Annotated in this window: 25 protein-coding genes; 18 read left to right on the top strand and 7 right to left on the bottom strand. The window is 35.0% G+C overall.

All coding sequences use genetic code 11. The features are described 5' to 3' along the window. Positions 1 to 39 precede the first annotated feature (39 nt). On the top strand, positions 40 to 1,020 hold the full coding sequence (locus BCELL_RS15175; RefSeq protein WP_013489650.1) for a bacteriophage abortive infection AbiH family protein: 981 nt from the start codon (positions 40 to 42) through the stop codon (positions 1,018 to 1,020). 283 nt (positions 1,021 to 1,303) lie between these two features. Here BCELL_RS15175 and BCELL_RS15170 read toward each other — a convergent pair whose 3' ends face one another. After that, on the bottom strand, positions 1,304 to 2,275 hold the full coding sequence (locus BCELL_RS15170) for a C40 family peptidase (RefSeq protein ID WP_013489649.1): 972 nt from the start codon (positions 2,273 to 2,275) through the stop codon (positions 1,304 to 1,306). 732 nt (positions 2,276 to 3,007) lie between these two features. Here BCELL_RS15170 and BCELL_RS15165 point away from each other — a divergent pair. The 15 genes from BCELL_RS15165 (at position 3,008) to BCELL_RS15095 (ending at position 15,391) form a co-directional block, all read left to right on the top strand. Continuing rightward, positions 3,008 to 4,261 (top strand): murein hydrolase activator EnvC family protein, encoded by a 1,254-nt coding sequence (locus BCELL_RS15165; RefSeq protein WP_013489648.1) that lies wholly within the window; start codon positions 3,008 to 3,010, stop codon positions 4,259 to 4,261. A 96-nt stretch (positions 4,262 to 4,357) separates the two neighbouring features. After that, complete coding sequence (locus tag BCELL_RS15160; protein ID WP_013489647.1) at positions 4,358 to 4,561, top strand: hypothetical protein; 204 nt, start codon at positions 4,358 to 4,360, stop codon at positions 4,559 to 4,561. Between the two features lie 54 nt (positions 4,562 to 4,615). Beyond that, complete coding sequence (locus tag BCELL_RS15155) at positions 4,616 to 4,831, top strand: hypothetical protein (RefSeq protein WP_013489646.1); 216 nt, start codon at positions 4,616 to 4,618, stop codon at positions 4,829 to 4,831. A gap of 27 nt (positions 4,832 to 4,858) precedes the next feature. Next, positions 4,859 to 5,086, top strand: coding sequence for a hypothetical protein (locus tag BCELL_RS15150; protein WP_013489645.1), 228 nt, complete (start codon positions 4,859 to 4,861; stop codon positions 5,084 to 5,086). Between the two features lie 147 nt (positions 5,087 to 5,233). After that, positions 5,234 to 6,688 (top strand): YncE family protein, encoded by a 1,455-nt coding sequence (locus BCELL_RS15145; RefSeq protein ID WP_013489644.1) that lies wholly within the window; start codon positions 5,234 to 5,236, stop codon positions 6,686 to 6,688. Between the two features lie 316 nt (positions 6,689 to 7,004). After that, entirely contained in the window at positions 7,005 to 7,832 is an 828-nt protein-coding gene (gene lgt, locus BCELL_RS15140; protein WP_013489643.1) for a prolipoprotein diacylglyceryl transferase, read from the top strand. Positions 7,833 to 7,959: 127 nt separating this feature from the next. Further along, complete coding sequence (locus BCELL_RS15135; RefSeq protein WP_081457315.1) at positions 7,960 to 8,328, top strand: multicopper oxidase domain-containing protein; 369 nt, start codon at positions 7,960 to 7,962, stop codon at positions 8,326 to 8,328. Positions 8,329 to 8,473: 145 nt separating this feature from the next. Continuing rightward, positions 8,474 to 9,118: a TVP38/TMEM64 family protein gene (locus BCELL_RS15130; protein WP_013489641.1), complete on the top strand. Its 645-nt coding sequence runs from the start codon at positions 8,474 to 8,476 to the stop codon at positions 9,116 to 9,118. Between the two features lie 214 nt (positions 9,119 to 9,332). Beyond that, positions 9,333 to 9,704, top strand: a complete 372-nt coding sequence (locus BCELL_RS15125; protein ID WP_013489640.1) for a hypothetical protein — start codon at positions 9,333 to 9,335, stop codon at positions 9,702 to 9,704. Between the two features lie 86 nt (positions 9,705 to 9,790). Continuing rightward, positions 9,791 to 10,231 carry a cytochrome c biogenesis CcdA family protein gene (locus tag BCELL_RS15120; protein ID WP_049786652.1) on the top strand — a complete coding sequence of 147 codons (441 nt, stop codon included), beginning with the start codon at positions 9,791 to 9,793 and terminating at the stop codon, positions 10,229 to 10,231. 39 nt (positions 10,232 to 10,270) lie between these two features. Beyond that, positions 10,271 to 11,182 (top strand): F510_1955 family glycosylhydrolase, encoded by a 912-nt coding sequence (locus tag BCELL_RS15115; protein ID WP_013489639.1) that lies wholly within the window; start codon positions 10,271 to 10,273, stop codon positions 11,180 to 11,182. Positions 11,183 to 11,527: 345 nt separating this feature from the next. Next, a complete protein-coding gene (locus BCELL_RS15110; protein WP_041809099.1) occupies positions 11,528 to 12,046 on the top strand; it encodes a hypothetical protein in 519 nt (172 codons plus the stop codon). Between the two features lie 232 nt (positions 12,047 to 12,278). Further along, positions 12,279 to 12,971, top strand: a complete 693-nt coding sequence (locus BCELL_RS15105) for a response regulator transcription factor (RefSeq protein ID WP_013489637.1) — start codon at positions 12,279 to 12,281, stop codon at positions 12,969 to 12,971. An 18-nt stretch (positions 12,972 to 12,989) separates the two neighbouring features. Next, the gene (locus tag BCELL_RS15100) at positions 12,990 to 14,417 is read left to right on the top strand and encodes a sensor histidine kinase (RefSeq protein WP_013489636.1); all 1,428 of its coding nucleotides are present in this window, start codon (positions 12,990 to 12,992) and stop codon (positions 14,415 to 14,417) included. A gap of 50 nt (positions 14,418 to 14,467) precedes the next feature. Then, entirely contained in the window at positions 14,468 to 15,391 is a 924-nt protein-coding gene (locus BCELL_RS15095; protein WP_013489635.1) for a cytochrome b family protein, read from the top strand. Between the two features lie 65 nt (positions 15,392 to 15,456). Here BCELL_RS15095 and BCELL_RS15090 read toward each other — a convergent pair whose 3' ends face one another. Beyond that, positions 15,457 to 15,684: a CUE domain-containing protein gene (locus tag BCELL_RS15090; RefSeq protein WP_013489634.1), complete on the bottom strand. Its 228-nt coding sequence runs from the start codon at positions 15,682 to 15,684 to the stop codon at positions 15,457 to 15,459. Positions 15,685 to 15,842: 158 nt separating this feature from the next. Here BCELL_RS15090 and BCELL_RS15085 point away from each other — a divergent pair, with 158 nt between their 5' ends. Both BCELL_RS15085 and BCELL_RS15080 read left to right on the top strand, forming a co-directional pair. Then, positions 15,843 to 16,553, top strand: coding sequence for a response regulator transcription factor (locus BCELL_RS15085; protein ID WP_013489633.1), 711 nt, complete (start codon positions 15,843 to 15,845; stop codon positions 16,551 to 16,553). A gap of 49 nt (positions 16,554 to 16,602) precedes the next feature. Beyond that, entirely contained in the window at positions 16,603 to 17,907 is a 1,305-nt protein-coding gene (locus BCELL_RS15080) for a sensor histidine kinase (protein WP_198283984.1), read from the top strand. A gap of 155 nt (positions 17,908 to 18,062) precedes the next feature. On the opposite strand, the gene BCELL_RS15075 is transcribed toward BCELL_RS15080, so the two are convergent. From BCELL_RS15075 to BCELL_RS15055, 5 genes are all read right to left on the bottom strand, one after another. Next, positions 18,063 to 19,178 carry an IS4 family transposase gene (locus tag BCELL_RS15075; RefSeq protein ID WP_013489631.1) on the bottom strand — a complete coding sequence of 372 codons (1,116 nt, stop codon included), beginning with the start codon at positions 19,176 to 19,178 and terminating at the stop codon, positions 18,063 to 18,065. 669 nt (positions 19,179 to 19,847) lie between these two features. Beyond that, positions 19,848 to 20,060, bottom strand: coding sequence for a copper ion binding protein (locus tag BCELL_RS15070; RefSeq protein ID WP_013489630.1), 213 nt, complete (start codon positions 20,058 to 20,060; stop codon positions 19,848 to 19,850). Positions 20,061 to 20,112: 52 nt separating this feature from the next. Next, the gene (locus BCELL_RS15065) at positions 20,113 to 22,359 is read right to left on the bottom strand and encodes a heavy metal translocating P-type ATPase (RefSeq protein WP_013489629.1); all 2,247 of its coding nucleotides are present in this window, start codon (positions 22,357 to 22,359) and stop codon (positions 20,113 to 20,115) included. 124 nt (positions 22,360 to 22,483) lie between these two features. Then, positions 22,484 to 22,933 carry a CopY/TcrY family copper transport repressor gene (locus BCELL_RS15060; RefSeq protein WP_013489628.1) on the bottom strand — a complete coding sequence of 150 codons (450 nt, stop codon included), beginning with the start codon at positions 22,931 to 22,933 and terminating at the stop codon, positions 22,484 to 22,486. Between the two features lie 408 nt (positions 22,934 to 23,341). Then, positions 23,342 to 24,256 carry a cupredoxin domain-containing protein gene (locus tag BCELL_RS15055; RefSeq protein ID WP_013489627.1) on the bottom strand — a complete coding sequence of 305 codons (915 nt, stop codon included), beginning with the start codon at positions 24,254 to 24,256 and terminating at the stop codon, positions 23,342 to 23,344. Positions 24,257 to 24,742 lie beyond the last annotated feature (486 nt).

Genomic DNA, 24,742 nt, shown 5'->3' with positions numbered 1-24,742 from the left:
ATATACCGAAATTGAAAAGCAGAAAAACGAGGAGGAAGAATGAAACTCTACATATGTGGAAATGGTTTTGACTTGCATCATGGCTATAGAACCGGATACAGAGATTATCGCGATTTTATATTAAAACATCATTCACATGCATTTAAGGCTCTTGAAGACTTTCAGTATTTAGACTTGTCTATTTCAGATAAGTGGAGCGATCTGGAACAATCATTAACAATTAATTATGAGGAATGTATCGATGATGCAATTAATGAGTATTACCCAGATTTAAATGACGACAGCGATTCAAGATGGTATGGAATTGATATAGATTTGGAAGAACAAACAAAATTTATATTCGATTTTACTGGCCAATACTTTTTGGAATGGTTGGTCAATATAGAATTCTCAGACCCGGAAAATAAAATGCATTTAAGTGGAAGTGACTCATATATTACATTTAATTACACCAGCACTTTAGAACAAGTCTATAAAATTGCGCCTGACAACGTTTTTCATATTCATGGGCACATTGACTTGATTAACATTCGCGATATGTTTGACTGGATTACTCCGAGTTTTGCAACAATTGAAGAAGCTGAGACTGCTGAGCAAGTAAGGGTCGATTTAATCAATAACGATACCGTAAGACGACAAATACAATTTGGATCAGTAGGAAATAACATAGAGGTTATCAAAAAAGAAATGGAAGAAAAGTATGGACACAATGACTTCTATACTGTCTCAATTGAACCGGGGATTAAACACATTATTGAATTTTGTGATGCTGCATCAAAGAATTCAGAAAAGAATTATGCCTCGCTGGAGTCTTTTATTAATAGTAAAGACATAGATGAAGTTATTGTAATGGGACATTCAATTATGGGTGTCGATTTTCCTTATTATTCTGATGTGATTGTTCCTATTTTAAGGAGCCGTCGGTGGGTATTTTACTGGCATAGTAAAGATGATCTAGATAAGATAGAGTTATTTATTAAGCAGTTTTCACTAAATAATTTTTCCTTGATTAAATGGTAAGCGCTATTGTTGATATGTTCTCTTGAACGTCCAATTAACTAAAAAAAGCCAAAAATCTATGGCTATGTTCCCACGAACGTAAGAATATAAAAAATACTAAAGACAGCAATGCTATCCTCTCGAGCCATGTGGAGTGTGTAGCGCAGATAGTTTTAAAAGATGCAGGAGCCACTAAATAGGAGATTCCTGTGAAAACAGCCTAATGATAAAGGTCCCGATCATCAGTTATTGATGTTTGGAACCTTTTTGCACTATTTTTAGCTAGTTTTGTCTCAGCTTCTTTTTAGCGATAGCGTTTTGTACCAATGTATCTTGAAGCCCAATACGAATTATCCATTTTTGTAATGGTTACACCTCTTGAGGAACTAGCGTGAATAAACTCACCGTTTCCTAAATAGATACCTGCATGGGATGCTCCTGAGCGCCATGTTTCAAAGAAAACAACATCCCCTCTTTGTCGATCGGATGACACTACAGACGACCCTAATGGATAGTAATCTCTATGCGTTCTAGGAAGAGATATTCCATTTTGATTGAATGTATAAACGATAAAACCACTGCTGTCAAAGCCACTTGGTGTAATTCCACCCCATAGATATGGTGTTCCTAGATGTGATTTGGCATCAGCAATTAGTGATTCTACAAAATTATTGTTTGAATTGCTTACTTGGGAAGGACTTGCATCTACATTTCCTTGTACATTAATTTGCTGACCTACTCGAATTAAATTCGCGTTTGAAATAGAAGGATTAAGACTTAATATTTGATTTAGTGTTAACCCATGATTTCTTGCAATTCCAGATAGGAAATCACCAGCTTGTACTGTATAAGTGCTTGTACGATTCGAAAGTTGTGTGATAGATGTATTTGAACTACTTGAAACATTAATTTCTTGACCTACTCGAATCACATTTGGATTTGAGATCGTTGAATTAAAATTTAACAACTGCCTTAGTGTTAATCCGTGTTTTTTTGCGATAACAGATAATGTGTCCCCTGATTGAACTAGATATTTTGAAGTGTTATTTTGATTTAGATCAATCGTGGTAATTTCTTCTATCTTCAGTGTTTGCCCTTGGCGAATTAATGTCGATTGAAGGTTATTGATATCCATTAATTGTTTTACTGTTATGTTGTTGTTCGTTGCAATTCTCCATAATGAATCACCAGATTGAACGGAATATGTTGATGCCTGTACAGCACTTCCAAAAAGTAACGAACCTGCTAAAACACTTGATAATATCTTTTTTTTCATGATTGCTCTCCTCCATAATTAACAACAAATAAATTGTTTGTGTAATTAAATATAAATCAAGATTATCACTTATTTTTGAAAAAGAGGAGACACTTTATATTAAACTATTGTTACAAAATATTTCCCGATTTTTCATCTTCATTACGTGTTGATTTATTGTTATTACTATTAACCTTTGATAAATATGAAACTTTTCTAAAATACTTAATCAATAATTTAATGGGATAAATATTATAGAGGGAAAAGTAGATATTTAAATTAGTGGTGTCGGTACTAGCGGTACTATTAATGGTGTTACAGAGGTCTTAAAAGAAAGAAATCCTAATTTCGAAAAGCATGCCCTATGTAATAATCAAAGGAAATATATTTTTTTAGACAGATTAGAGATGAAAAATTAATAGTCGAAATTTGTTCAGTTCCATGAAGGAGCTGATTTTTTGTTGTAAAAAGTTGGAAAGTGTCAAATGTTAGACATGTTTTTGTGATCTTCCTGTAGCAATTTCTCCATCGTTTTTTCAAAATTCCTAGGTAAGATTGTATTATGTTTAACATGGTCATTAGCATTTGAAAATCTTATGGAAAGCTTAAAAATAGTGGGAAACATAGGTTCGTTTTACAAATTATGTTACTTTTTGGTGTTGACTTGGAGGATTGATAGATGGTTCCTCCGGAAGGACAAGCACAGGGGAAATCTTATAAAAGAGAGCCTTATTGACTATGAGGAGGAATTTCATGAATAATCGTAATATCATTTTATTGTTTACCATGTTAATTGCACTATCAACTCTCACTGTACTTACGTTTCAAGTAGTAGAAGCCAATGAAGAAGACTTAGAGAGGAAGATTGAATCCTATCAGGAACGTCAAGGTGAAATTGATAGGGAAGCAGAGGAAGCGAATCGTGAACTGGAAACAATTAAGCAAAAAATAAAGCAAGCTTACAATGAGTTTCAGGTGTTAGATGAAAAGGCAGTAGAAACAAAAAAACTAATTAATGAAAAGGAAATAGAGATGGATGAAACCGAAGAGCGAATCGAAGTACTGCATATAGAAATAGAGGAACTTGAAGAGAGAATTGCTCAGAGGGATGAACTGTTAAAGGATCGCGTGCGATCCATGTATCAAACGGGTGGAATTATCAATTATATAGAAGTGATTTTAGGTTCTAAAAGTTTCGGAGACTTAATAGAACGAGTGAGTGCGTTAACAACGATAGCCCGACAGGATAGGAATATATTAGAGCAGCATGTTGCCGACAAAGAAGCATTAGATATGGCATTCATTGATCTAGAATCGCAGTTAACGAGTTTAGAAGAACAAAGGAGAGAATTACAGTCATTATTACAGAAGATTGAAGACAAGCTTCAGGAGAAAGAGGAAATTGTAGAGATGCTGGAAAAGCAGCAAATTGATGTAGAAGATTTCATCGTTTCCTATGAGGAGGAGAAGACTATATTGAAAAACCAAGAAGCAGCTGCTAAAGCGGAATTGAAACGTTTGGAAGAAGATGGAAATAAGAAAACACAACCGTCTCAAACTAGTAATCGTTCGACTTTAAAACAAAATAATTCCGGTACGTTAATGTGGCCGACATTAAGTAAAGATATTACCTCTCCATACGGACCAAGAATCCATCCCGTCCGTAGAACTGAAGAGTTTCATCATGGAATTGATATAAGTAGAAACCGAGGAACGGATATTTTTGCTGCAGAATCAGGGTCGGTAATTGAAGCGAGATATATGGGGGGATATGGGAACACAATCATGCTATCCCACGTGATCAATGGTCAAACGATTACAACACTATATGCACATTTGGACTCGATTCATGTTCGTGTCGGTCAACGTGTCGAACGTGGAGAACAAATAGCAGTGATGGGGACAACTGGTGTATCAACAGGAGTTCACTTACATTTTGAAGTGCACGAAGGTGGATGGAATGGGCAAAAATCGAATAGTGTAGACCCATTGAATTATTTGAATTAATGATAATTTCACAGTTTCATCATATTTTCAATTTATACTGATAACAGATCACTAGAATTAGAAAACTGACTAACAAAGTTGAGGGGGGAAAGTTTAATGGATTTTTCGTATCTTGCACTGTTATTATGTCCATTAATGCTAATTGCCATGTTTTTCATCATTAAGAGTATGAACAGCAATAACAATCAGTCTCAAGGTAATAATTCAAATGTTACGGAAATGAAAAAGAATATTGGGAAATTGATGGAACAAAATGAAAAGCTAGTAAAGGAAATTGAATCACTAAAACGCTATCGATAATGGGTCATCTTTTATGTAAACTAGTTAACTTCTAATTGGAAGGGGGACAATGGAATGGATTCATCCTTATTAACTGTCATTTTGTTGATCGTATTTGTATATATGATGATTAAGTGTGGAAAAGGGATGACGGGGAAAAGCGGGGGCTGTTGTGGATCCGGTAAAACATCAAATAAAACAACAAACTTTTATAATTTGGAGTCGAAGCTAGATAAATTAGAAAAGGAAAATGAAAGCCTAAAAAATAAAATTAATGAAATGAAAGGTTAAGTTTATTTATTTGTTAGGGGTGAGACTTTGGATAATTATTTATTATTAGCTATTATTGCTTTAAAAGGGGTATGTCTATTCTTCTGCTGGAAAGCCATATCCGTATCTAGTAAACAAAATAAACAAGTGACACAAAACAATCTATCAAAGGAAGAAACGGAACTACTAAATGAAAGAATGAATAAAGCCTTCGAACAGAATCAACTTCTGCAAAAAGAGTTACAGCAGTTGAGGGAACATAGAGAAAAGTTATAGGTTAATTGATAAGAACCAGGTACCAATATGGAATGAGGTGCCTGTTTTTTCTATCATGTACCTCAAGTTTTTTTCTACTATTTATTAATAGGTGTTGTTATTGAAGTAGAAAGAATTTGGTAACGATGATTAAAGGAGGAACTCTAATTGAATAAGAAACGGATGATTTTATTACTTAGTATGCTGATTTTCATAGGAGTAGTTGTTTTTTTTACACTAGACAGAAATGTTGCAGTAAGTGCACCTGCTTTTTATGTAGCCAATGCAGGCGATGGAACACTTTCCAAAATTGATCTAGATGAAAGGGAATCGGTTGAATCTATTTCATTGGGTGTAAATGAGCTTTCTCATGGTATTGCTATTTCTCCTGATGAAAAAGTTGTTTATTATGGTACAGGTTTTCAAGGGAAAAGTTTACAAGCGTTGGAGGTTGATACACAGGAAATTGTCAGCGAATTAATTTTTGATGAGGGAGTACATGGGATTGACATTCATCCATCAGGTGAATTCTTGTACGTTTCACTAATGGGAGGTTTAGGAGAAGATGGGGGAGTCTTAGCTGTTGTCGATACGAACACATTTACAGAAATCGCAAGAATAACCACAGATGACGGTCCAGCTCATGTGAGTGTCACCAATGATGGAGCACAAATTTGGGTCGCAAATGTGAATGGTAACTCCATTAGTGTCGTTGATGCTTATACTTATCAAGTGCTCGCAACTATTCCTGTGGGAGAAGTTCCCAATGAAGTAGCAGTTAGTCCAACTATGGATTTTGCTTATTCAGCCAATGTCAGATCAAATACGATTAGTGTTATAGATATGGTGAGATTTGAAGTAATTGAAGAAATACAAGTTGGAGAAGGCGTTCATGGAGTAACGGTGTCTCCAGATGGGAAACAAGTGTGGACCGCAAATAATCATTCCAATGATGTTTCTGTGATCGATGTGGAAACCCTATCTGTCGTGAAAACAATAGAAACAGCCTCCTATGCTAATCATATCTCCTTTTCTCCTAATGGAGAATTTGCTTTTGTAACCCATCGGGAATCGAATAACCTAGTTATTATTGATACAAAAGACTATTCGATTTTAAATGAATTGGATTTAGGAAACGAACCACACGAAATGACGTTAAAAGGAATGTTAGCAAGTAACGAGACTATGGAAGATGATTTTACGGACAGACAAGAAACGAAAAACTACTTGGTAAGTGGAGAAGAGTTTACGGAAGGAGTGGATATTCAAATCCAGCTTTTATCTCCATACAACTTAGAGAATCAAGAGCTCATATGGGAACTAGCCAATGTTAATCCATTTGATTTCTTTTTCATAAATATAGATATGTCCACACATTCTGGTGATTTAATGGCGGTTCCATTCGATGAGGGGATTGTACTAGCTAATGAGGAAGGTACCGAAGTATCCCCTATTCAATGGATCGTCGTCAATGAAGAGTCACATCACCCGCGATATATGGCGATTTTTGAGAAGACAGTTAATATGACCCCGCTATTGACTAATCAAAACTCCTATTTAGAAATGATATTCCGACCATTCATCAATGAAGAGGAAGTACGGGTGGAGCTTAGTAAACACTAGGGTTAAACTATTGCTACTGTCGAATGGTGAGCCTTTTATTTGTATGACAATGGCTACGCTCGGCACTCGCCTGATAGGAGAAAACCACTTCTATCAGGCTTTTTAACGATTGCGAAGGCTACGCACATTGTTTAGGGACACTGAAAAGTGAAAAAACACAATTTTTACACTTATCCAACTGTGTGTCACTACCGTTTAGGGTCGTAATCAAAATGGATTTTGTCATATTTGTGAAATGTTTCGCTCTACATAGAAAATCTACATTTGGTTGCTACACTAAATTAATAAAATCGATTTATAGGAGGGATTTATACGCATGAAACCTATTTTTAATGTTGGGCCATTTACTATTTATTTCTTTGGCATAATGATTGCCATAGGAGCTTTAATTGGATTACTTTTATTTATAAGAGAGGTTAAGCGTAGAGGGTTTAATGAAAAGATCCTAATAGATGGAATCTTTTATTCCCTAATTGGGGGAATCGTGGGGGCACGTCTCATTTATGTATTGGTATACAACCCATCTTTTTATTTTACTAATCCAATGGAAATTCTTTCAATCCATAAAGGAGGACTCTCCATCCATGGTGGAATATTAGGGGGCCTTATTGTTGGCTACATCTTTTTAAAACGTCACAAGTTACCACTATTTCAAATTCTTGATATTGCTGCGCCGTCCCTAATCTTAGCCCAAGGAATAAGTAGAATAGGATGTGATGTATTTGGAGGGCCAATTTCTCACTCACTTCCTTGGGGTATTGAATTTAAGGGAGAATATTTACACCCTGCACAAGCTTATGAATTTATCTTAAATTATTTGTTATTTGGGTATTTATGGTTACGTTTAAAAAGACCTAACTACTATGGGCAAGTTTTTACCCACTATCTTATAGGTTTTTTAGTAATAAGAGGAATCGTAGAGTTTTCTAGAATTAATCCAATGGTTATGGGATTACTTAGTGTCAGTCATGTGATGAGCATTTTAGGTATTTTATTTGGATTGATACTTTCTATATATTTAAGACAAAACCAAATAAAAGGTCAATCATCACTGTTTGATAAAAACGATTTAGTTAAAACAAGTGTATCCGTTTTGATACTTATTACTGTATCACTACAAGTATATTATTCGGTCCAAGGGTAAGTTTATAGTCATTATAACAAAATTCCACTTTATCAGATAAAATAACTGAGGTAGTTTTTTATACCGGAAGAATAAATATCTGAGTAGAACTTATAAAAAGTAAAAATGGTAAAATGGTTTAGTTGTTATTAATATTTGTATAGCAAATGGGCATGAAGATCACGAAATTTACGAAGTGGACGAAGGTGACGTGGTAAAAGTTACCATTGTTAACAATACTGATGTAGATCACCCGATGCATCTTCACGGACATTTCTTTTATGTTGTAGCACGAAACGGAGAAGCTATATCTGGGTCTCCAATAAAAAAAGAAACATTAATTGTAATACCAGAAGAATCCTATGAGATTGTATTTGTTGCTGAGAATCATGGAAATTGGATGTTCCACTGTCATGAATTACATCATGCATCCAGTGGAATGGTCGCAGCCGTTCATTATTATGACTTTGAGCCTGTTTTCACACCTGATTTTACTATTCCTAACAAACCCGAATAACCATAGAAACACTCCCCTGTTATTTTAGGGGGAGCATTTATGGTAATGGTAATTTATAAAGGCTCTTTTCGTAAAGAAATGAGCCTTATAGAAGAACGCAGGTTATATCTAAACATATATTAATCAACTATGCTGGAGGAAAAAATTGAAATACTTTATATTACTTCTATTATTTGTACTCATTGGTTTTGGATTATACAATCAACAAGATTGGCTTATTTATTTTAAGTCTGGTGATTGGGCTACACTTCATGAAATGATGGGGCAAGAATTGCTTTTCATTCTATTAATTACATTTACCTTTATGATTATGCAGAATGTACTCTCCCTTATCCCCTTTCTGTTTTTAACCATGTTTAACATTTGGTTATTCGGGTTTCTAAATGGGTACTTGTGGAGTTTAATGGGAAATTTTTTAGGGTCTGTCTTGGTATTTTATTTAGCAAGATACAGTTTTCAGGAATGGGGACATAAATACAATCACCTAAGATTTAAGCAACAAATAGAACAGAACGGATTCAAGGTTATACTATTTATGCGACTATTCCCGTTTATGCCTGCAAGTATTGTTAATATTGGTAGTGGCTTGAGTAAAATAAAAGCGAAAGACTATGTATTAGCAACCTTTATTGGCAATACCGTTTTCGTATTTTTGCTCTCGTTGTTTTCAGCTGGAGTTATAGCTTTAGAATATCAAAATACTATATATGTACTCTTAACCATTAGTTTGTTGGTGTTTGCTGTCATAAAACTAAGGAAAATGAGACTCAAGGATAGATTGAAAGTTTAAATGTGAAAAAAATCAGCCGTGGTATTGCATCTGTCAGGTACATACTATGGTTGATTTTTTTTATTTACAAGAAAATTAGGAAAGAAACTTCACAAAAACTTCAACAAATCTAGATAATATATAAATACTGTGTTTATGTTAGAAACTCTAAGTTTAGTTGTAACATATTTGAATTTGTACAAAAAAAAACATAAAGCCTCGGAGGTAAGTTTATATGGATATAAAAAGTTATAGTAAATCTGTCGAACTTAATGATGCTATAGATAGGTCGATAGAATGTGCTGTTTCAACGACTTATACTATTACAGTTCCAAAGATTATAAGGAACATAATGGGGATTATTCCTGGAGAGCAGGTTAATGTTGGCTTATCTATTGAACAACAGGCATTGTTAATTAGTAAAGCAACTCGAGGTACAACAGACAACATAATGATAGTTAGAGATAATAATAAATTAACAATTCCTACAGAATTACGGAGAAGCTTAAACCTAAATAAAGGGGATAAGTTTAAAGTCCTTACCTTACAAGATAGAATGGCGATATTTAGAAAGAAGACTGGGAATTTAGTGAAAAGGAATTACTAATGGACTGAGGTGGGAAAGTGAAAAAAAACTCATAATGAGATTAACAATTCTTTTGGTAATCGTCCTAGCAATAGGATACACCCTCTTTGAAAGCCGTTTTTATAGTTTTGTTCGGTCTGGTTGTAGCTGGAATTGTAAAACCATCTGTATTAATGAAAAATTACCAAATCAGTTTTTCCAAAAGACCAAGCGGTTTTCTTGGCACGTATGCAATTGGATTAGTATTTGCTGCAGGGTGGACACCTTGTATAGGGCCAATATTGGCTTCAATAATATCCCTCAGTTTAAGTAATCCAGGTTCAGGGTTGATCTATATGGTGGCTTATAGTATTGGTTTTTCTATTCCGTTCTTTGTGATGGCATTTTTCATTGGAAAAATGAATTGGATAAAAAAATATATGAATCTCGTAATGAAAATAGGTGGATTATTAATGATAATCTTTAGAATAATGTTGTATTTTGATTTAATAGTCCTTCTAACAGCTTTTTTAGTTAATAACTTTTTTGATGGTTTTATGGGTTTTTAAAGAAAATCTAAAATAATAACTATTTAGGATGGTGAAAGTGTGAAGTATAAAAATTCAACTCTAATTATTATAGTAAGTATACTCTTAGTGGCTGCAATAATATTACTGGTACAAAATGTTATAAGTACTAGTAATAATGTCACTTTCCAACACATACATGGATTAGATTATTCAGGTGATGGTCAAACAATATATGTACCTGCTCATGATGGGTTAAAGTTTTATAAAAATGGTACATGGTATGATCAGACAGAAGGAGAGCTTCATGATTTTATGGGGTTTTCCATGTTTGAAGATGGTTTTTTCAGTAGTGGTCATCCAGCACCAGGATCTCAGATGGGAGATCCCTTTGGAATTGTAAAAAGTACGGACAGTGGTAAAACATTAGAAATCTTTGACCTATACGAAGAAGTGGATTTTCACGGAATGGCGGTTGGCTACAGGACGCGAGAAATATATGTGTTTAACCCACATCCTAATTCCCGAATGGAAGAACCAGGGTTTTATTATTCTACAGATGAAACAGAGACATGGAATCAAAGTGAGTTAAATGGTCTAATTGGACAACCCTCTTCCTTGGCTGCGCATCCTACAAAAGAAGGAGTGGTAGCAATTGGAACAAACACTGGTCTGTATCTTTCAAAGGATTACGGAGACTCATTTATACCTTTCCTTGAAAATTTGAATGTTACAGCAGTTTCATTTGATCATGGGGATTCTTTATTAGTAGGACTACCGCAAGGATTACTATCTATAAAAATGGATGGATCAGATCAAATTGATTTTAAAATTTCTTCGTTAGATAGTGGGGATGTAATAACTTACGTAAAACAAAACCCAGAAAATGAAAATGAATATGTGTATTCCACCCGAAATAAAGATATATTTTTGTCAAAAGACGGTGGGGCTACATGGGACAAGATCGTAAGTCAAGGTGTTGCTGAACAGTAGCATAATCTTCTTAAAAATCCAGGTAACATTTGAAATGAACCATTATATTTATAAAAACGGTTGGGAGGAACAATTCAATAATGAGTAAAAAACCAAATTCCAATACCAAAACGAAATCGTTAATATAGAAAGAAAAATAGAGGAGGAACCACCAGGAATCCCTAGTTGGGTAAAAGTATCTACATTTATAGCAGTTATTGTCGTACTACTAATAGTAATGATTATGTTAATTACTGGTGGTGAACACGGTCCTGGCCGTCATTTACCTGGTGGAAACTCTATTGGAGAAATTGAACAACATGATTTTGTAAATCATCCCACTGATAGGATTTGGTACTGGTGAAGATGTCATCAGGTCTTCGTAAATTCGTACTCATTTCACATATAACTCTATCTGTAGGTTGGATAGGTTCAGTTATTGCTTTTATTGCGTTAGATGTTGCTGTAATAACTAGTAATGATTCTCAGTTATTGAGGTCCTCTTATCTAGCAATGGGGTTAATCTACTGGTGGGTTTTAGTACCATTGGCAATAGGGGCATTAGTTACTGGTTTTGCGATGTCACTAGGAACCAAGTGGGGGTTGTTTCATCACTATTGGGTAATTTTTAAACTGGTATTAACTTCTCTTGCTACTGTTGTATTACTTAGCTACTCTCAAACAATTAACTATATGGTTAAGGTAGCTAGAGATCCTGTAACCTCCTTTGATGACATAAGTGCACTTGGTGGATCATTGGTCCATTCCGTTGGCGGTCTTACTGTATTGCTTATGATTATGATCTTGTCTGTTTATAAACCAAGGGGGATGACACGATACGGATGGAACAAGCAACAGGAATTGCGTCAATTATCGAAGCAGTAGGTGAAGTACAGATGCTTTTAAGCATTTATGATAAAGATTTAATAGATTTACTCCAATCTCTTAAAAATAGCCAAAACTAAAGGGGATGGTTAGCACCATTAAAAATAACAGTAAAAAATGAAGGGGAACTTCACTTATTTTTCATTAATTTATTATAAACTATGGCTAAACCTAGATTTAAAATTAGTTAATTAAAAAATAAGCCTTAAGGGAAAGAGATGGAGGATTTAATATGAATGATCGTATATTACTTGTGGATGATGAACAAGAAATGAGGAAATTGCTTCGAGTTTGTCTCACTCCTTATTCATATCTACTAGATGAAGCCTCAAATGGTGAGGAAGCAATAGATAAAATAAGTGCGGATTTCTATGACCTTATTCTTTTGGATATTATGATGCCAGAAGTAGATGGTTTCGAGTTGTTAAAAACCTTAAGGGAACATCTTGATAATAAAACTCCTGTCATATTATTGACGGCATTAGGTGATACGGAGCGAATTGTTGAAGGATTAAAGCTAGGTGCAGATGATTATTTAGTAAAACCATTTGAACCTAAAGAACTAGCTGCGCGTGTTGAGTCTGTTATAAGGAGGACAAAAAACTATAAATCAAAGGTGGAATCCTTTATTGTTAAGGATTTAGTATTTCAGCCTAGTAATTATAATATTTCTTTTAATAATAAGATTCTTCCTCTTACAAAGAAGGAGTTTCAAATATTTTATCGTCTAGCAAGTAACCGGGGGAAGGTATATAGTCGTGATCATTTATTAGAATTAGAGTGGGGAATGGAATACGAAGGAGATAATAGAACAGTAGATACACATGTGAAGAATATACGCGAAAAATTGAAGGCTGTAGGTTACACAGATGCCATTATCGAAACGGTTTGGGGAATTGGATATAAAGTTCCCAATGAATCATAAGGAAAGAAAGGATCCAGTATGTTGCCAAAAAATCTCTCTTCTAGAATAACTGCATGGGTAATGTTAATTTTACTACTATCGGTAATAATCCTTATTATTGGAGCAAATTGGATTACAAAAAACTTTTATCAAGAGCATTTAACAAATGAGGTTACTGGAAGAATAAGTTCTCACGCTCAGTTACTAGAAAAAGACGTAGGTGAATTGGTAATCGAGTATATTGAACAAATAGAAACGGATAAAAAAAGCTCCTTTTTGATATTAGATAAAGATTTAAACATTACTTATCTATCAGAAAAAGTTACAGATGCCAAATTACATCATTTTTTAAGCTGGATAAATGACAATGTTGGATTAGTTACTGCTGATGAACCCACAGTAGATCGTGTAGATACATCAATAAGGTTTCATATCCCCCATGTTTGGGCACTCATGCCAATTGTTGCGGGCGGAGAAGAAGAGATTACGGGTTATGTATTTTTGGACCAGGATACTGGAGACTTAAATCAAGCACAGCTAAAGCTTCTCTATTTATTAGCTATTATGGGTATTATAACATTTGTAGTAGGGTTAGTATTTACTAAATATTTAACAAAAAGAATTTCTAAACCGCTTAATCAAATCAGCGAAACAACAAAAAAGATTGCCGAAGGGAACTTCGATATTGAATTAGCTATTTCTGGTGAAGATGAAGTGAGCCGTCTCGCAAATAGTATTCAGTCCATGACGAAGCAGTTAAAACAATACCGTGACTCTAGAAGACATTTTATTTCGCACATCTCCCATGATCTCAGAACACCTATTACGTATATAAAGGGGTATTCTGCAGTAATGAAGGATACTGTAAAAGACGATAAGGATGATTGGAAGCAAAACTTAAACGTTATTTATAAAGAAGCAACGAGAATGGAGAATTTAGTTAGTGATTTATTTTTGTTAACCAAGCTTGAAGAAGGGAAAATCAAGCTGGAAAAAGAAAAGGTACCGGTCGCATCCTGGCTAAAAAGTATTTATGAAAGCAGGGCTTTAATGTTTAATCAAAAAAATATTAAGCACCGCCTTAACATCCAGGATGCATGTAAGGAGTTAATAGTTTTTATGGATGCTTATCGCTTAGAACAAGCGATCATTAATATAGTGGAAAACGCCATTAGGCATACGCCAAAAGAGGGAGAAATTGAATTATCTCTCTATAAAAAGTCAGAACAGATTATCTTTTCTGTTAGGGATACAGGTAGTGGTATCAACAATAAGGATCTTCCACATATTTGGGAAAGGTTTTATAAGGCAGACACATCGAGAAATCGGGTCATTAATGGAGGAACTGGATTAGGTTTGGCAATAGTAAAAGAGATTGTAGAGGCACATGGTGGGAAGGTTAAAGTAGCAAGTAAAGTTGGAGAAGGGACAACCTTTTCGATATATCTACCACTACAAGTAACTTAAAAATAATAAACTACAAATAGCACTAGATTTATAGCAATTGGAGGAAGTTTATGTTACAAGGAATAAAAAGTAAAAAGGTAATATTATTACGTCATCTGAGTGTAGGTGTATTTTCTTTTCTTCTCGTTTATTTATTTTATTTATCGTATTACACATGGGGGGTTATTCCTTCTTTGTGGCCAGATTGGGGTATGGATCATCCATTCTGGCGAGCGTGGGCTCATGCTGCGTTTATACTCTTATTTCTATCCCTCATTCTATCGCCCGCTGCAAAGCTTTGGCATCCGATAAACAAGTTTATCACATGGAGACGGGAATTTGGAATCTGGTTCGCCATACTTTCCTTCGGACATGGTTATGCTATTTGGGACCGTTGGGCTCGTTGGGATGTGGCAAGACTATTTGGTTTTGAATATATCGAAGAAGTAGGCGGGTATATTTTGTTTAGACCGGAAGTTGGAATTATGAATATGATGGGCCTTGTAATGGCTCCGATGATCGTTTTATTAGCTGTCACTTCCTTTGATAAAGCAGTGAGGCTTCTAGGAGTTTCTTCTTGGAAGTGGTTACACACAACCTTAATTAATGTCATTTTCTATATTGCGATGCTGCGAGGCGTTCTTTATTTGTTTTATTTCTTTCAATTTTCACCACCGAACTGGAGAGAGTATCCGTCCATTTGGTTCTTATATGTTTTTCTTGGTATGGCCGTTATTATTGTCTTACTTCAGGCCGTAGCTTTTGTGAAGACGGTACTAGAAAAGAGAAATGGCAAAGAAAAGAAGAGTATCCTTCAGGTTGCTTTTGTAATTAGTGTGGCAACAATGTTTATCATGCCAATAGTGCTACTTCTTGGTGCAGTAGCGTATTTTGACAGTCGTTCTATTAAGGAAGCTCCTATGTCTATTGGACAAGCATCTCCACAGCATTATGTATTAAACCATGAAGAAGATTATAATATCAACAACACCTGAGAAAAGCTTCGAGGTTGTCTCAAAAAGGGAAAAGCTCCCGTTGGAGGCAACCTCGATTTGTGTTATTAATCAACATTTTGTCTCATCATACCACGGTTATTTTCACCGTTGCCATGACAAGATCTGTACATAGCTTCCAATTCTTCATCAGACCAGTCTGGATGCATTTGTTGCATAAATGGGAGCATTTCCTTAAAGTTTGGGAAACCTTCGTCTGTTGAATAAGCAACCACAGAAGTTCCAATTCCAAAAACTAAACCTAATGCAACTACACCAATGATTATTTTTTTCATCTGTTTCATCTCCTTTACTATTTCTACTTTCATCTTACCCAGCATTTATGATGAACTAATGAAGAAGTTATGAAGAAGTTATGTGTTTTTTCTAATACGAGTTTTGGGAAAGAATGCTTATGCTATACTGTTTAAAAATAACATCTGGAGTGGTGGAAATGGCCATTACTGTATTTATAGTTGAAGATGAACCTATGATTATAGAAGTGCTTAAAGCATACCTTGAGAAATCAGGCTATCGAGTAGAGTCAGCCCAAAATGGAAAAGAAGGATTAACGAAAATTAGGGAAGGGAACCCTGATTTTGTAATTCTAGATTTGATGCTGCCTGATATGCCTGGAGAAGAAATTTGTAAACAAATTCGTTTAACCTCGGATGTTCCGATTATGATGTTAAGCGCCAAATCATCGGAAGAAGATAGAATCGGTGGGATTGTTATTGGAGCGGATGATTACGTAACAAAACCTTTTAGCCCTCGAGAGGTTATTGTACGGCTGGAAGCCATTTTACGGAGGACGAGAACATTAAATAAAATGGAGATTTTCTCTTTTAATAAAAAAGAGATCATTATTGATTTTATTAAAAAAGAAGTGCTATTAAATAATGAAACTATTTCCTTAACCCCTATTGAATTTAATATCATCACCATTATGGCGAAACATCCAGGGCGTGTTTTCAGCCGAGCTGACTTACTACAAAAAATTCAAGAAGATAGTTTTTTTGAAGGCTATGAAAGAAGTATTGATGTGCACATAAAAAATCTAAGGAAAAAGCTAGAAGTGAACACGAAACAACCAAAATATATTTTAACAGTCTTCGGCATGGGGTATAAGTTTGGAGGGAAACGGGATGTTTCGTACACTTTATAGTAAACTACTCACGTTTTTTTTGATTTTATCCTTAGGGGGAATTCTCTTAGTGGGTGTCGCTATCTATTTTGGCGTACAGGAAACCTTCCAGGAATATCTAATAAACAAGCGTGAAGGACAAATAAAGCAAGTCGTAATGGAATTAGAAAATACGTATGAATTAGAAGGGGATATAACTGTAGAGCCTTTATGGATGATGTTACATCATTATGGTTTTCAGGAACAATTATTTTTTCATGTGTTTAATAGGAATGGAGAACTCATTATTGATACGGCGCAAATGAATAATGGGATGGGACAACATATGATGAGTAGCCCCCCAATGGGGAGTGTGAATATTGAATCCGATATATTTGATTATATAGAACACCCGTTGGTTGTTAACGGTGAACAGATTGGTGTAGTAAAAGCATTTTTCCCTTCTGCATTTTTACAAGGTGATGTAGACTTTCTCACTCAATTTAACAAGTATTTAATTGGTGCGGTTATTATAATGATTATTGTATCGCTCATATTAAGTTTTATCTTTTCCAAACGATTAACAACGGGGTTAAAAGGAATTGCTAATGCAACTGGTGCTTTACGGAATCATCAATTAGATATTCAAGTGAAAGCAGATTCCAAGGTAGAAGAGATTGATGAATTAGCAAAGGGAATAAATGAATTAGCAGCGTCTTTAAAGGAAGGGGAGAGGCTTCGTAAGCAGTTTACGAGCGACCTTGCCCATGAATTAAGGACCCCGTTAACGACGTTGAGAAGTCAGTTGGAGTCCATTCAAGATGGTATTTTTTACCCGACAAAAGAAAGGTTAGATCAATGTCATCATGAGTTAATGCGCCTTGTACGCTTGGTTAATGAAATGGAAGAGTTACATGCTGCGGAAAACCCACGAATTCGATTAAATTTGGAACAACATAATGCAAAGGAGACTATCCACTCTCTGTATGATCGATTTCAGCCAATGTTTAAGCAAAAGGGGATTAATTTGAAAATTAAAGTGGACGAGGATATACAAATTAGAGCCGACCGAGATCGTTTTATTCAAATTATGACCAACTTACTGAATAACGCCCTGAAATTTACAGAAAGCAGTGGAGAAGTTCAGGTATTAGTGGAACAAATCGGTGAAGGAGTCTATATTTCAGTAAAAGACAATGGAATAGGCATGACAGAGGAAGAATTAAACCACATTTTTGAAAGGTTTTACCGTGGAGAAAAATCAAGGAATCGAAAAACTGGGGGCTTAGGTATTGGTTTATCAATTGTCAAAGCATTAATGGATGCCCATCGTGGGGAAATATACGTTGATAGTAAGAAGGGTCGAGGTACAACAGTAACTATATTTTTTTATTAAATTACATCACTAGTGTTGCATAAAAGGTGTCATAACTTTCAGATTAATCATCTGACCTTCGGAGAGCCAAAAAGGTAAATAGCTTAATAAAGGTGGCTCCATCCATTTGGAAATTTATTGACAATTAGACTGGTGCGACGACGACAAAAATCTTTTTAGGGAATGGTTTTCCCTTGTATCTTACGAAGCCAAATATGCGCTGATTTCCACAATGCAGCCCTTAAATACCGGCTAATTTGCAAGGTTTTTCGCTTACTATTTGTTTCGATTTGAACGAGAACATGTAGGCAGAAAACAATCAGTGCAATAAATACTTGGTTTTGGATCGCCCATTCACTTTGACCGTAGAACTTTTTGATGCTGAGATGCTGTTTTATCCATTTGAAAAACAATTCGATTGCCCAGCGAGATTTATACAGCTCTGAAATTTCTTCTGCACTCAAATCAAATCGATTGGTGATGAGGTGAAGTTCATTTCCTTTTGAGTCAATCACTTTTAGTAGTCGAAAATAGTTCTCAGCACGGTTTTGAGTTGTACCAATCAAGACCATTTGATCGGATAAAACGGATGACTCTTCAGGTAGTTTGAAATCGTAAACCTCCCGTATGACAGCGTTTTTCCGTAGTCTAGAAAGGAAAAAGTAGCCATCATCAGTCATCCGGTCAAAGCGTTCATAGTCAAGATAACCGCGGTCAAACACATACATGCATTCTTTGTCATCTACCATGACTTCAAGCTGATTGCGGTCGTGTTCCTTGGCCGTTGTAATCAAGGCCTTTTCGGGGTATGAAATCCCTTTTTCCATAAATACAAGACGCAAATGCAGTTTTACTCCAGCTTTTGTTTTCCGGAACTTAGCCCATTTATGATTGGTTAAATTAAGTGGCAAGGTGCTTGAATCAATGATTTTTAACGGCATGATGAGCTTTGTATAATGTGTTTTCGCGTGAATTTGTGACACTAAATCAAGGAAGAGCCGCTGAAATAAATCTGGATTCATACCATTCAACCGGCGTGAAAGTTGAGAAATACTGATCGAATCAAGGTTGATTCCTTCTTGAAGCTGGTCATCGAATAGACAATCACTCAGCGCATGAAGACTTTCTACTTCTTCGAGTTGTGCGTAGAGTAATAATTTTAGGAATGATTCCGTCGTAAGTTTCTTCGTATAGAAATCTAATTTCAATGTTTTCACCTGTTCTTCAAATAATTGATGATTTATTGGTGAAAACCATTGTCCAAATGAAGTTTTTGGTGTAATCTTATCCATGCGATTGGTCCTTTTTATTGGATTTGGACGGGATTACCACCTGACTTATCCATTATAAAGGACTTTTTCTTTGCACAAAATAATTAAATTGAACATTTTGAGTATTTTTAATAATTAATCTAAATTAATGCAACACTAGTGAAATTACATGTTAAATTACAATGTTACAATTCAATATTTATTATGTAGGAATTATTGTTTTGTGATGGTCGTCGATATCATAAGAACAGCTGATATCAACGATGAAAAGGGAAAGGTTTAAAATAATAAAGAAACTAGTACCTCTGAATATGTCTGTTACGAGAGTATATAATTGGTCTCTTGCTCCTTTAACTTCCCTGCAAGAAACCTATGATACACCAAGCTAAACCGGATTTATTAAGTAAAAATATTTTTATTCACTGAGACTAGTACAATAAAATAGATTTCGAGAGAGGTGAGTTGAAATAAGGCTTTTAAGTATGTAGCCTCATTAACTATTGGAAATATTATTCTGAATTTTGGTGTATTTAAATAGTGGACTAGCGCCCCTGTGATTCTCAAATCGCTAGTCCTTTTCCTTGAAAAACGTCAAATTAAGCATCACAAAGTAAACTAAAAAGTAAACCACCTTTGCTAAAAAAGGTGGTTTCTCTCCTATTAATCTTTAACTTCTCTTAGACTTTTTATTTAATGACAAGCGATACTATAACCTAATTCTTCAATGGCTTGCTCGATTTGAAGAACACGAACTTTTGAAATATCCAACTCCACAAGTACCTTATTCTCTTTTAAATTTACTTCTACCTTGGAAACACCGTCTAACTTCGATAATGCTCCTTCGATTGTAGAAACACAATGTCCACAACTCATACCTACTACTGCTATATTAACTTTTTTCATTTTACAACTCTCCTTTATTTTTAAATTAACAAAAATTAATGGTAAAAGGCGGTTAAGCGGAGACAGATTTAAACTTTTTTAATCGTAATGTGTTTAACACAACGGATACTGAACTGAAGGCCATTGCAGCTCCTGCTATTGCGGGATTAAGGAATATTCCTATGAACGGATAAAGAATACCTGCTGCAACTGGAATCAATACAACGTTATAACCAAATGCCCAACCTAAGTTTTGCCAAATCATATGCATGGTTGATTTTGCTAACTTTAATGACGTTACAACACTCATGATATTACCGCGCATTAAGGTAATACTTGCTGTTTCCATCGCTACATCGGTACCAGTTCCAATGGCAATTCCCACATCGGCTTGGGCAAGGGCAGGGGCATCGTTAATACCATCACCAACCATGGCAACTATTTCGCCATTCGCTTGTAATTTTTTGATTTCATCTGCTTTGTGCTCTGGAAGGACTTCCGCGATAAATTCATTGATACCGGCTTCTTTAGCAATTGCTCTCGCTGTTCGGTAGTGGTCCCCAGTAAGCATAATGACCTTTACATTCATTTCTTTTAGTGCCTTTATGGCAGCTATAGTATCTTTCTTTAACGTATCTGCAACCGCAATAATGCCGGCGTATTTACCATTAATGGCTACATACATTGGTGTTTTTCCTTGATCGGCTAGAGTTTCAGCAGTTTTAACCATATCCGGATTGGAAATGTTGTGTTCTTTCATCAATTTTAGATTACCGACTAGTATTTCTTGATTATTAAGTGACCCTATTAATCCATGACCTGTTATAGACTCAAAGGTATCAGGCTCTTGAAGTACAAGATTTTTTGAAATTGCTTCCTGAACAATTGCCTCGCCTAGTGGATGCTCGGATACTCGTTCAACAGAAGCTACTAGTGTTAGTAATTCCATTTCGGAAAAAGAGGTACTTGGTACAATATCCGTTACTTTCGGCTTTCCTTCTGTAATCGTACCTGTTTTGTCTAATACAACTGTTTTTACTTTATTTGCTCTTTCAATGCTAGCGGCATCTTTAATTAAAATCCCATTTTCTGCGCCTTTCTCCGTACCAACCATGATTGCAGTAGGAGTAGCTAACCCTAGTGCACATGGGCATGCAATGATTAATACAGCAATAAATGATGTGAGACCGACAATAAAGGCAGGTTCAGGTCCGATAGCCCACCAAACAAAGAAGCTGATAAAAGCAAGCACTACAACTGCCGGTACGAAATATGCTGATATTTTATCTACGACTCGTTGAATAGGAGCTTTTGACCCCTGTGCTTCATTAACCATTCGGATAATTTGAGATAGTGCTGTATCCTTGCCTATTTTGGTTGCACGTAATGTAAAGCTTCCTGTTTTATTGATGGTAGCTCCAATTACTTCGTCACCGATTTGTTTTTCAACGGGAATGGATTCTCCAGTTAGCATCGATTCATCTACGGAAGACTTTCCTTTTATTACTTCACCATCTACTGGAACTCTCTCTCCAGGACGAACTACTATGGCATCATCAATTACAACGTCTTCGACTGGAATCTCTAATTCTTCTCCATTGCGTATTACTCTTGCCGTTTTCGCTTGCAAATTCATTAATTTTTTGATCGCAGAAGAGGTTTCGCCTTTTGCCTTAGCTTCAAGGTAACGACCTAGAATAATTAATGTCGTAATAACAGTTGTTACATCGTAGTATAACTGAACTGGAAACCCCATATTGGATAGGGTAGTAGGGAAGAGTGTCATAGCACCACTATAAGCCCACGCCGCGGTTGTACCCATTGCAACGAGTACATTCATATCTGCAGACTTATTTTTAAGAACTTTGTAGCTATTTGTATAAAAACGCATCCCTGGACCTAACTGTACAATACTAGTTAATAAAAGTAACCAATATGCGTTTCCTGCAAGTTCCATTAATGGCCAATTCTCTCCCCATCCACCTATCATATGGGGGATACTTCCGTATAAAACAATGGAAGTGAGGATAGCACCAATTGTAAAATCCTTTTTAAGCTTTTTCGTTTCTTTTTGCTGTTCTAGGCTAGCATCTACCTCATTATTTTCATCGATTACATTCGCGTTATAACCAATGTCTTCAATGGACTTGATAATTTTCTCTGTACTTGCTAAGGAATTATCATAAGAGACTTGTGCTTGATTAGCTGCTAGGTTTACATTAACCTTTTCAACTCCTGGTACTTTTGCAATCTTTTTTTCAACTCGATTAACACAAGAAGAACAGGTCATTCCTCTAACAGAGAATAGCGTTTTTTCCATTTTTGTTCACTCCAATTATTATTTTTAATTACATACTATACCTATATAATTTGAATAAATATACACTTGAGTATGACTTCAAGTGTATTCTTGCTAATTTACTTACTTAAAAAAGGTTTATAATTTAATGATTATGATGATTTTTACATTGGCATTGTCCTTTTAAACAGTTACATTTCACTTCTTTTACAGCTGTTTTCTTCTTTTTTCCTATTACTTCTTCCAATAAGTCGATATCGTCAAAGCTCAATGTGGAGGTAGAAATCATTTCTGCAATTGTTTTTCCTACATCCTTACTACAAATATTATCAAAAAATTCATTAGTAACATTTTTCACTGTTTCATCTTCACTGACAGCTGCAGAATAGATGTAGCGTTTTCCATGAGACTCTGTATTGAGCATTCTTTTTTTTACGAGGCGGCCTATAAATGTCTTCGTAGTTGCTGGTTTCCAATCTTTTTTTTCTTGTAAAACTTCGATTATTTCCTTACTTGTAACTTTATTTAATGTCCAAACCACACGCATAATTTCCCATTCTGATTCGGTAATCCTAGTGTTAATTTCGGTTGTCATACCATCACCACCTATCGTTTACAAACGTAATCGATTTATTGGTTTCAGTTTACAATTGTAATCGGTTTTTGTCAACACTTTTTTATAGGAATTTTGATTCTTAAAATTAAATTATACTTACGACGAGAGTGTAAAGTATTTACGTGTTACAGTGTGTTATACATTCATAAGTCTATTAATTGGAAAATGGTGAGTTTACTTTAATATTTTTCTGATTAAAATTAACGTACACTAGTGACTGGATCTTTTATTTGTTATTGTTGGTTTTTTAGAGAAATTTATGAAAGTTTTTAGCTTAGAGGAGAGAGGAGGAGGGAATGAGATGATTCTCCTGATCTGCATTTTTGAATACTGATATTATATGAATACATCTCATAATGGAGGCTAGCGGAGAATATTCATTTGTGACTAATTTACTGTTATTGTGCCAATCATTCCCTTTTTTTTATGCCCAGGTATTGTACAATAAAAGAGATAAGTTCCTTCCTGAGTTGGTATAAAACTAATTGAATTAGTACTATTAGGTTGCGCATGGATATGTATTGCTGAATTATGAGAGTGACTTCCATGACTATCTTTTTCAGATTCATTATCAATTTTTTCAACGGGTAAATCTACGATTTCTATATTATGTTCAATTTCGTAATTATTAACTAATATAAGTTCCGTAATCTCCGATTTATTAACGAATATCTCACTAGGGCTATATGCAAAACCGGTTACTTCGATTTCCAACTGATTTTTAGGAATGTGCATTTCATGATTATAATGACTTTGATTGGGATGGTCTAAGTTTGAGTTTACATTTATTTGATCTAACCATACAAGAAGTATGAATAGGAGAACAAAAGTTGTGATGGGGCGTATCATCCACTTTAAATTAGCATTTTCATCTCTTTTCTTATTTTGTAATAGAAATAATAATATCAAAATTGTGGAACAGACTGAAACAGATAATAAAATTTTCACTAAAAGTATAGCATCCGTAAGAGTAATCATTTCTCCAAGCATAGCACCCATCATTCCACCCATAATCCCCGCGAGCATTCCATCTAAAACGGCTAGTGTATTGAACGGCATTCCTATTAAAATGCCCGCAAACATACCTATCCCCATCGAAATGGTTGTTGAAATTAATAGGTCTCCTCGGAATAAATTACCAAGTAAAACACCTATAGTTAAACCGATACTCATACCTATAACCATTGCTGTCATCATACCTGTCATTGTTGTACTATTCTTTCTTTGTATGATTGAAGTAGTAAAGGAAGTAAAAAGTATAATCGTTAATAAAGTTATTACTATAATATTAAAAGTAGTCAATGTATTTCCCTCCTTCCATCTAATACAAAAATAATATGTACAACTTATAATAAAATGCATAGCTTATTGATGTTTTAGAAGAGGAACTAATTGTGTTATGGAAATTTTTAAGTTTACGTAGGGGATGTGATTATATTCAGTGAGGTACCTTGTCATGAAAATAAAAGAGATCATCTACATTTTATAGATAATCTCTTTAGCCATTTACTGTATATCAAGAAAAGGGAATACATTTTTTTTAGTGTCCGCAATGAACACAATGCCCGGCACCTTTTGCTTGTACTATTTCGAGTTCCTCTTCAGTATTTCCACGTGTTTATAGGGTAACTTATTCTTCGTTACTAATTAGATAAACATGATTATACGGTCCTTCTGTTGGTTCATTTACAAAGGTAGGGTTATGGAGTTCTATGTTTCACGACATTGAAGCTGTTAACCTTCCTTCTTCTAACCATAATATCGGGGCAAGTTTATCCAAATGGGCAA

Source organism: Evansella cellulosilytica DSM 2522 (assembly GCF_000177235.2).
Taxonomy (GTDB): domain Bacteria; phylum Bacillota; class Bacilli; order Bacillales; family Salisediminibacteriaceae; genus Evansella; species Evansella cellulosilytica.
Note: the sequence above shows the minus strand (reverse complement) of the source record. Positions and strands in the feature narration are given on the sequence as shown.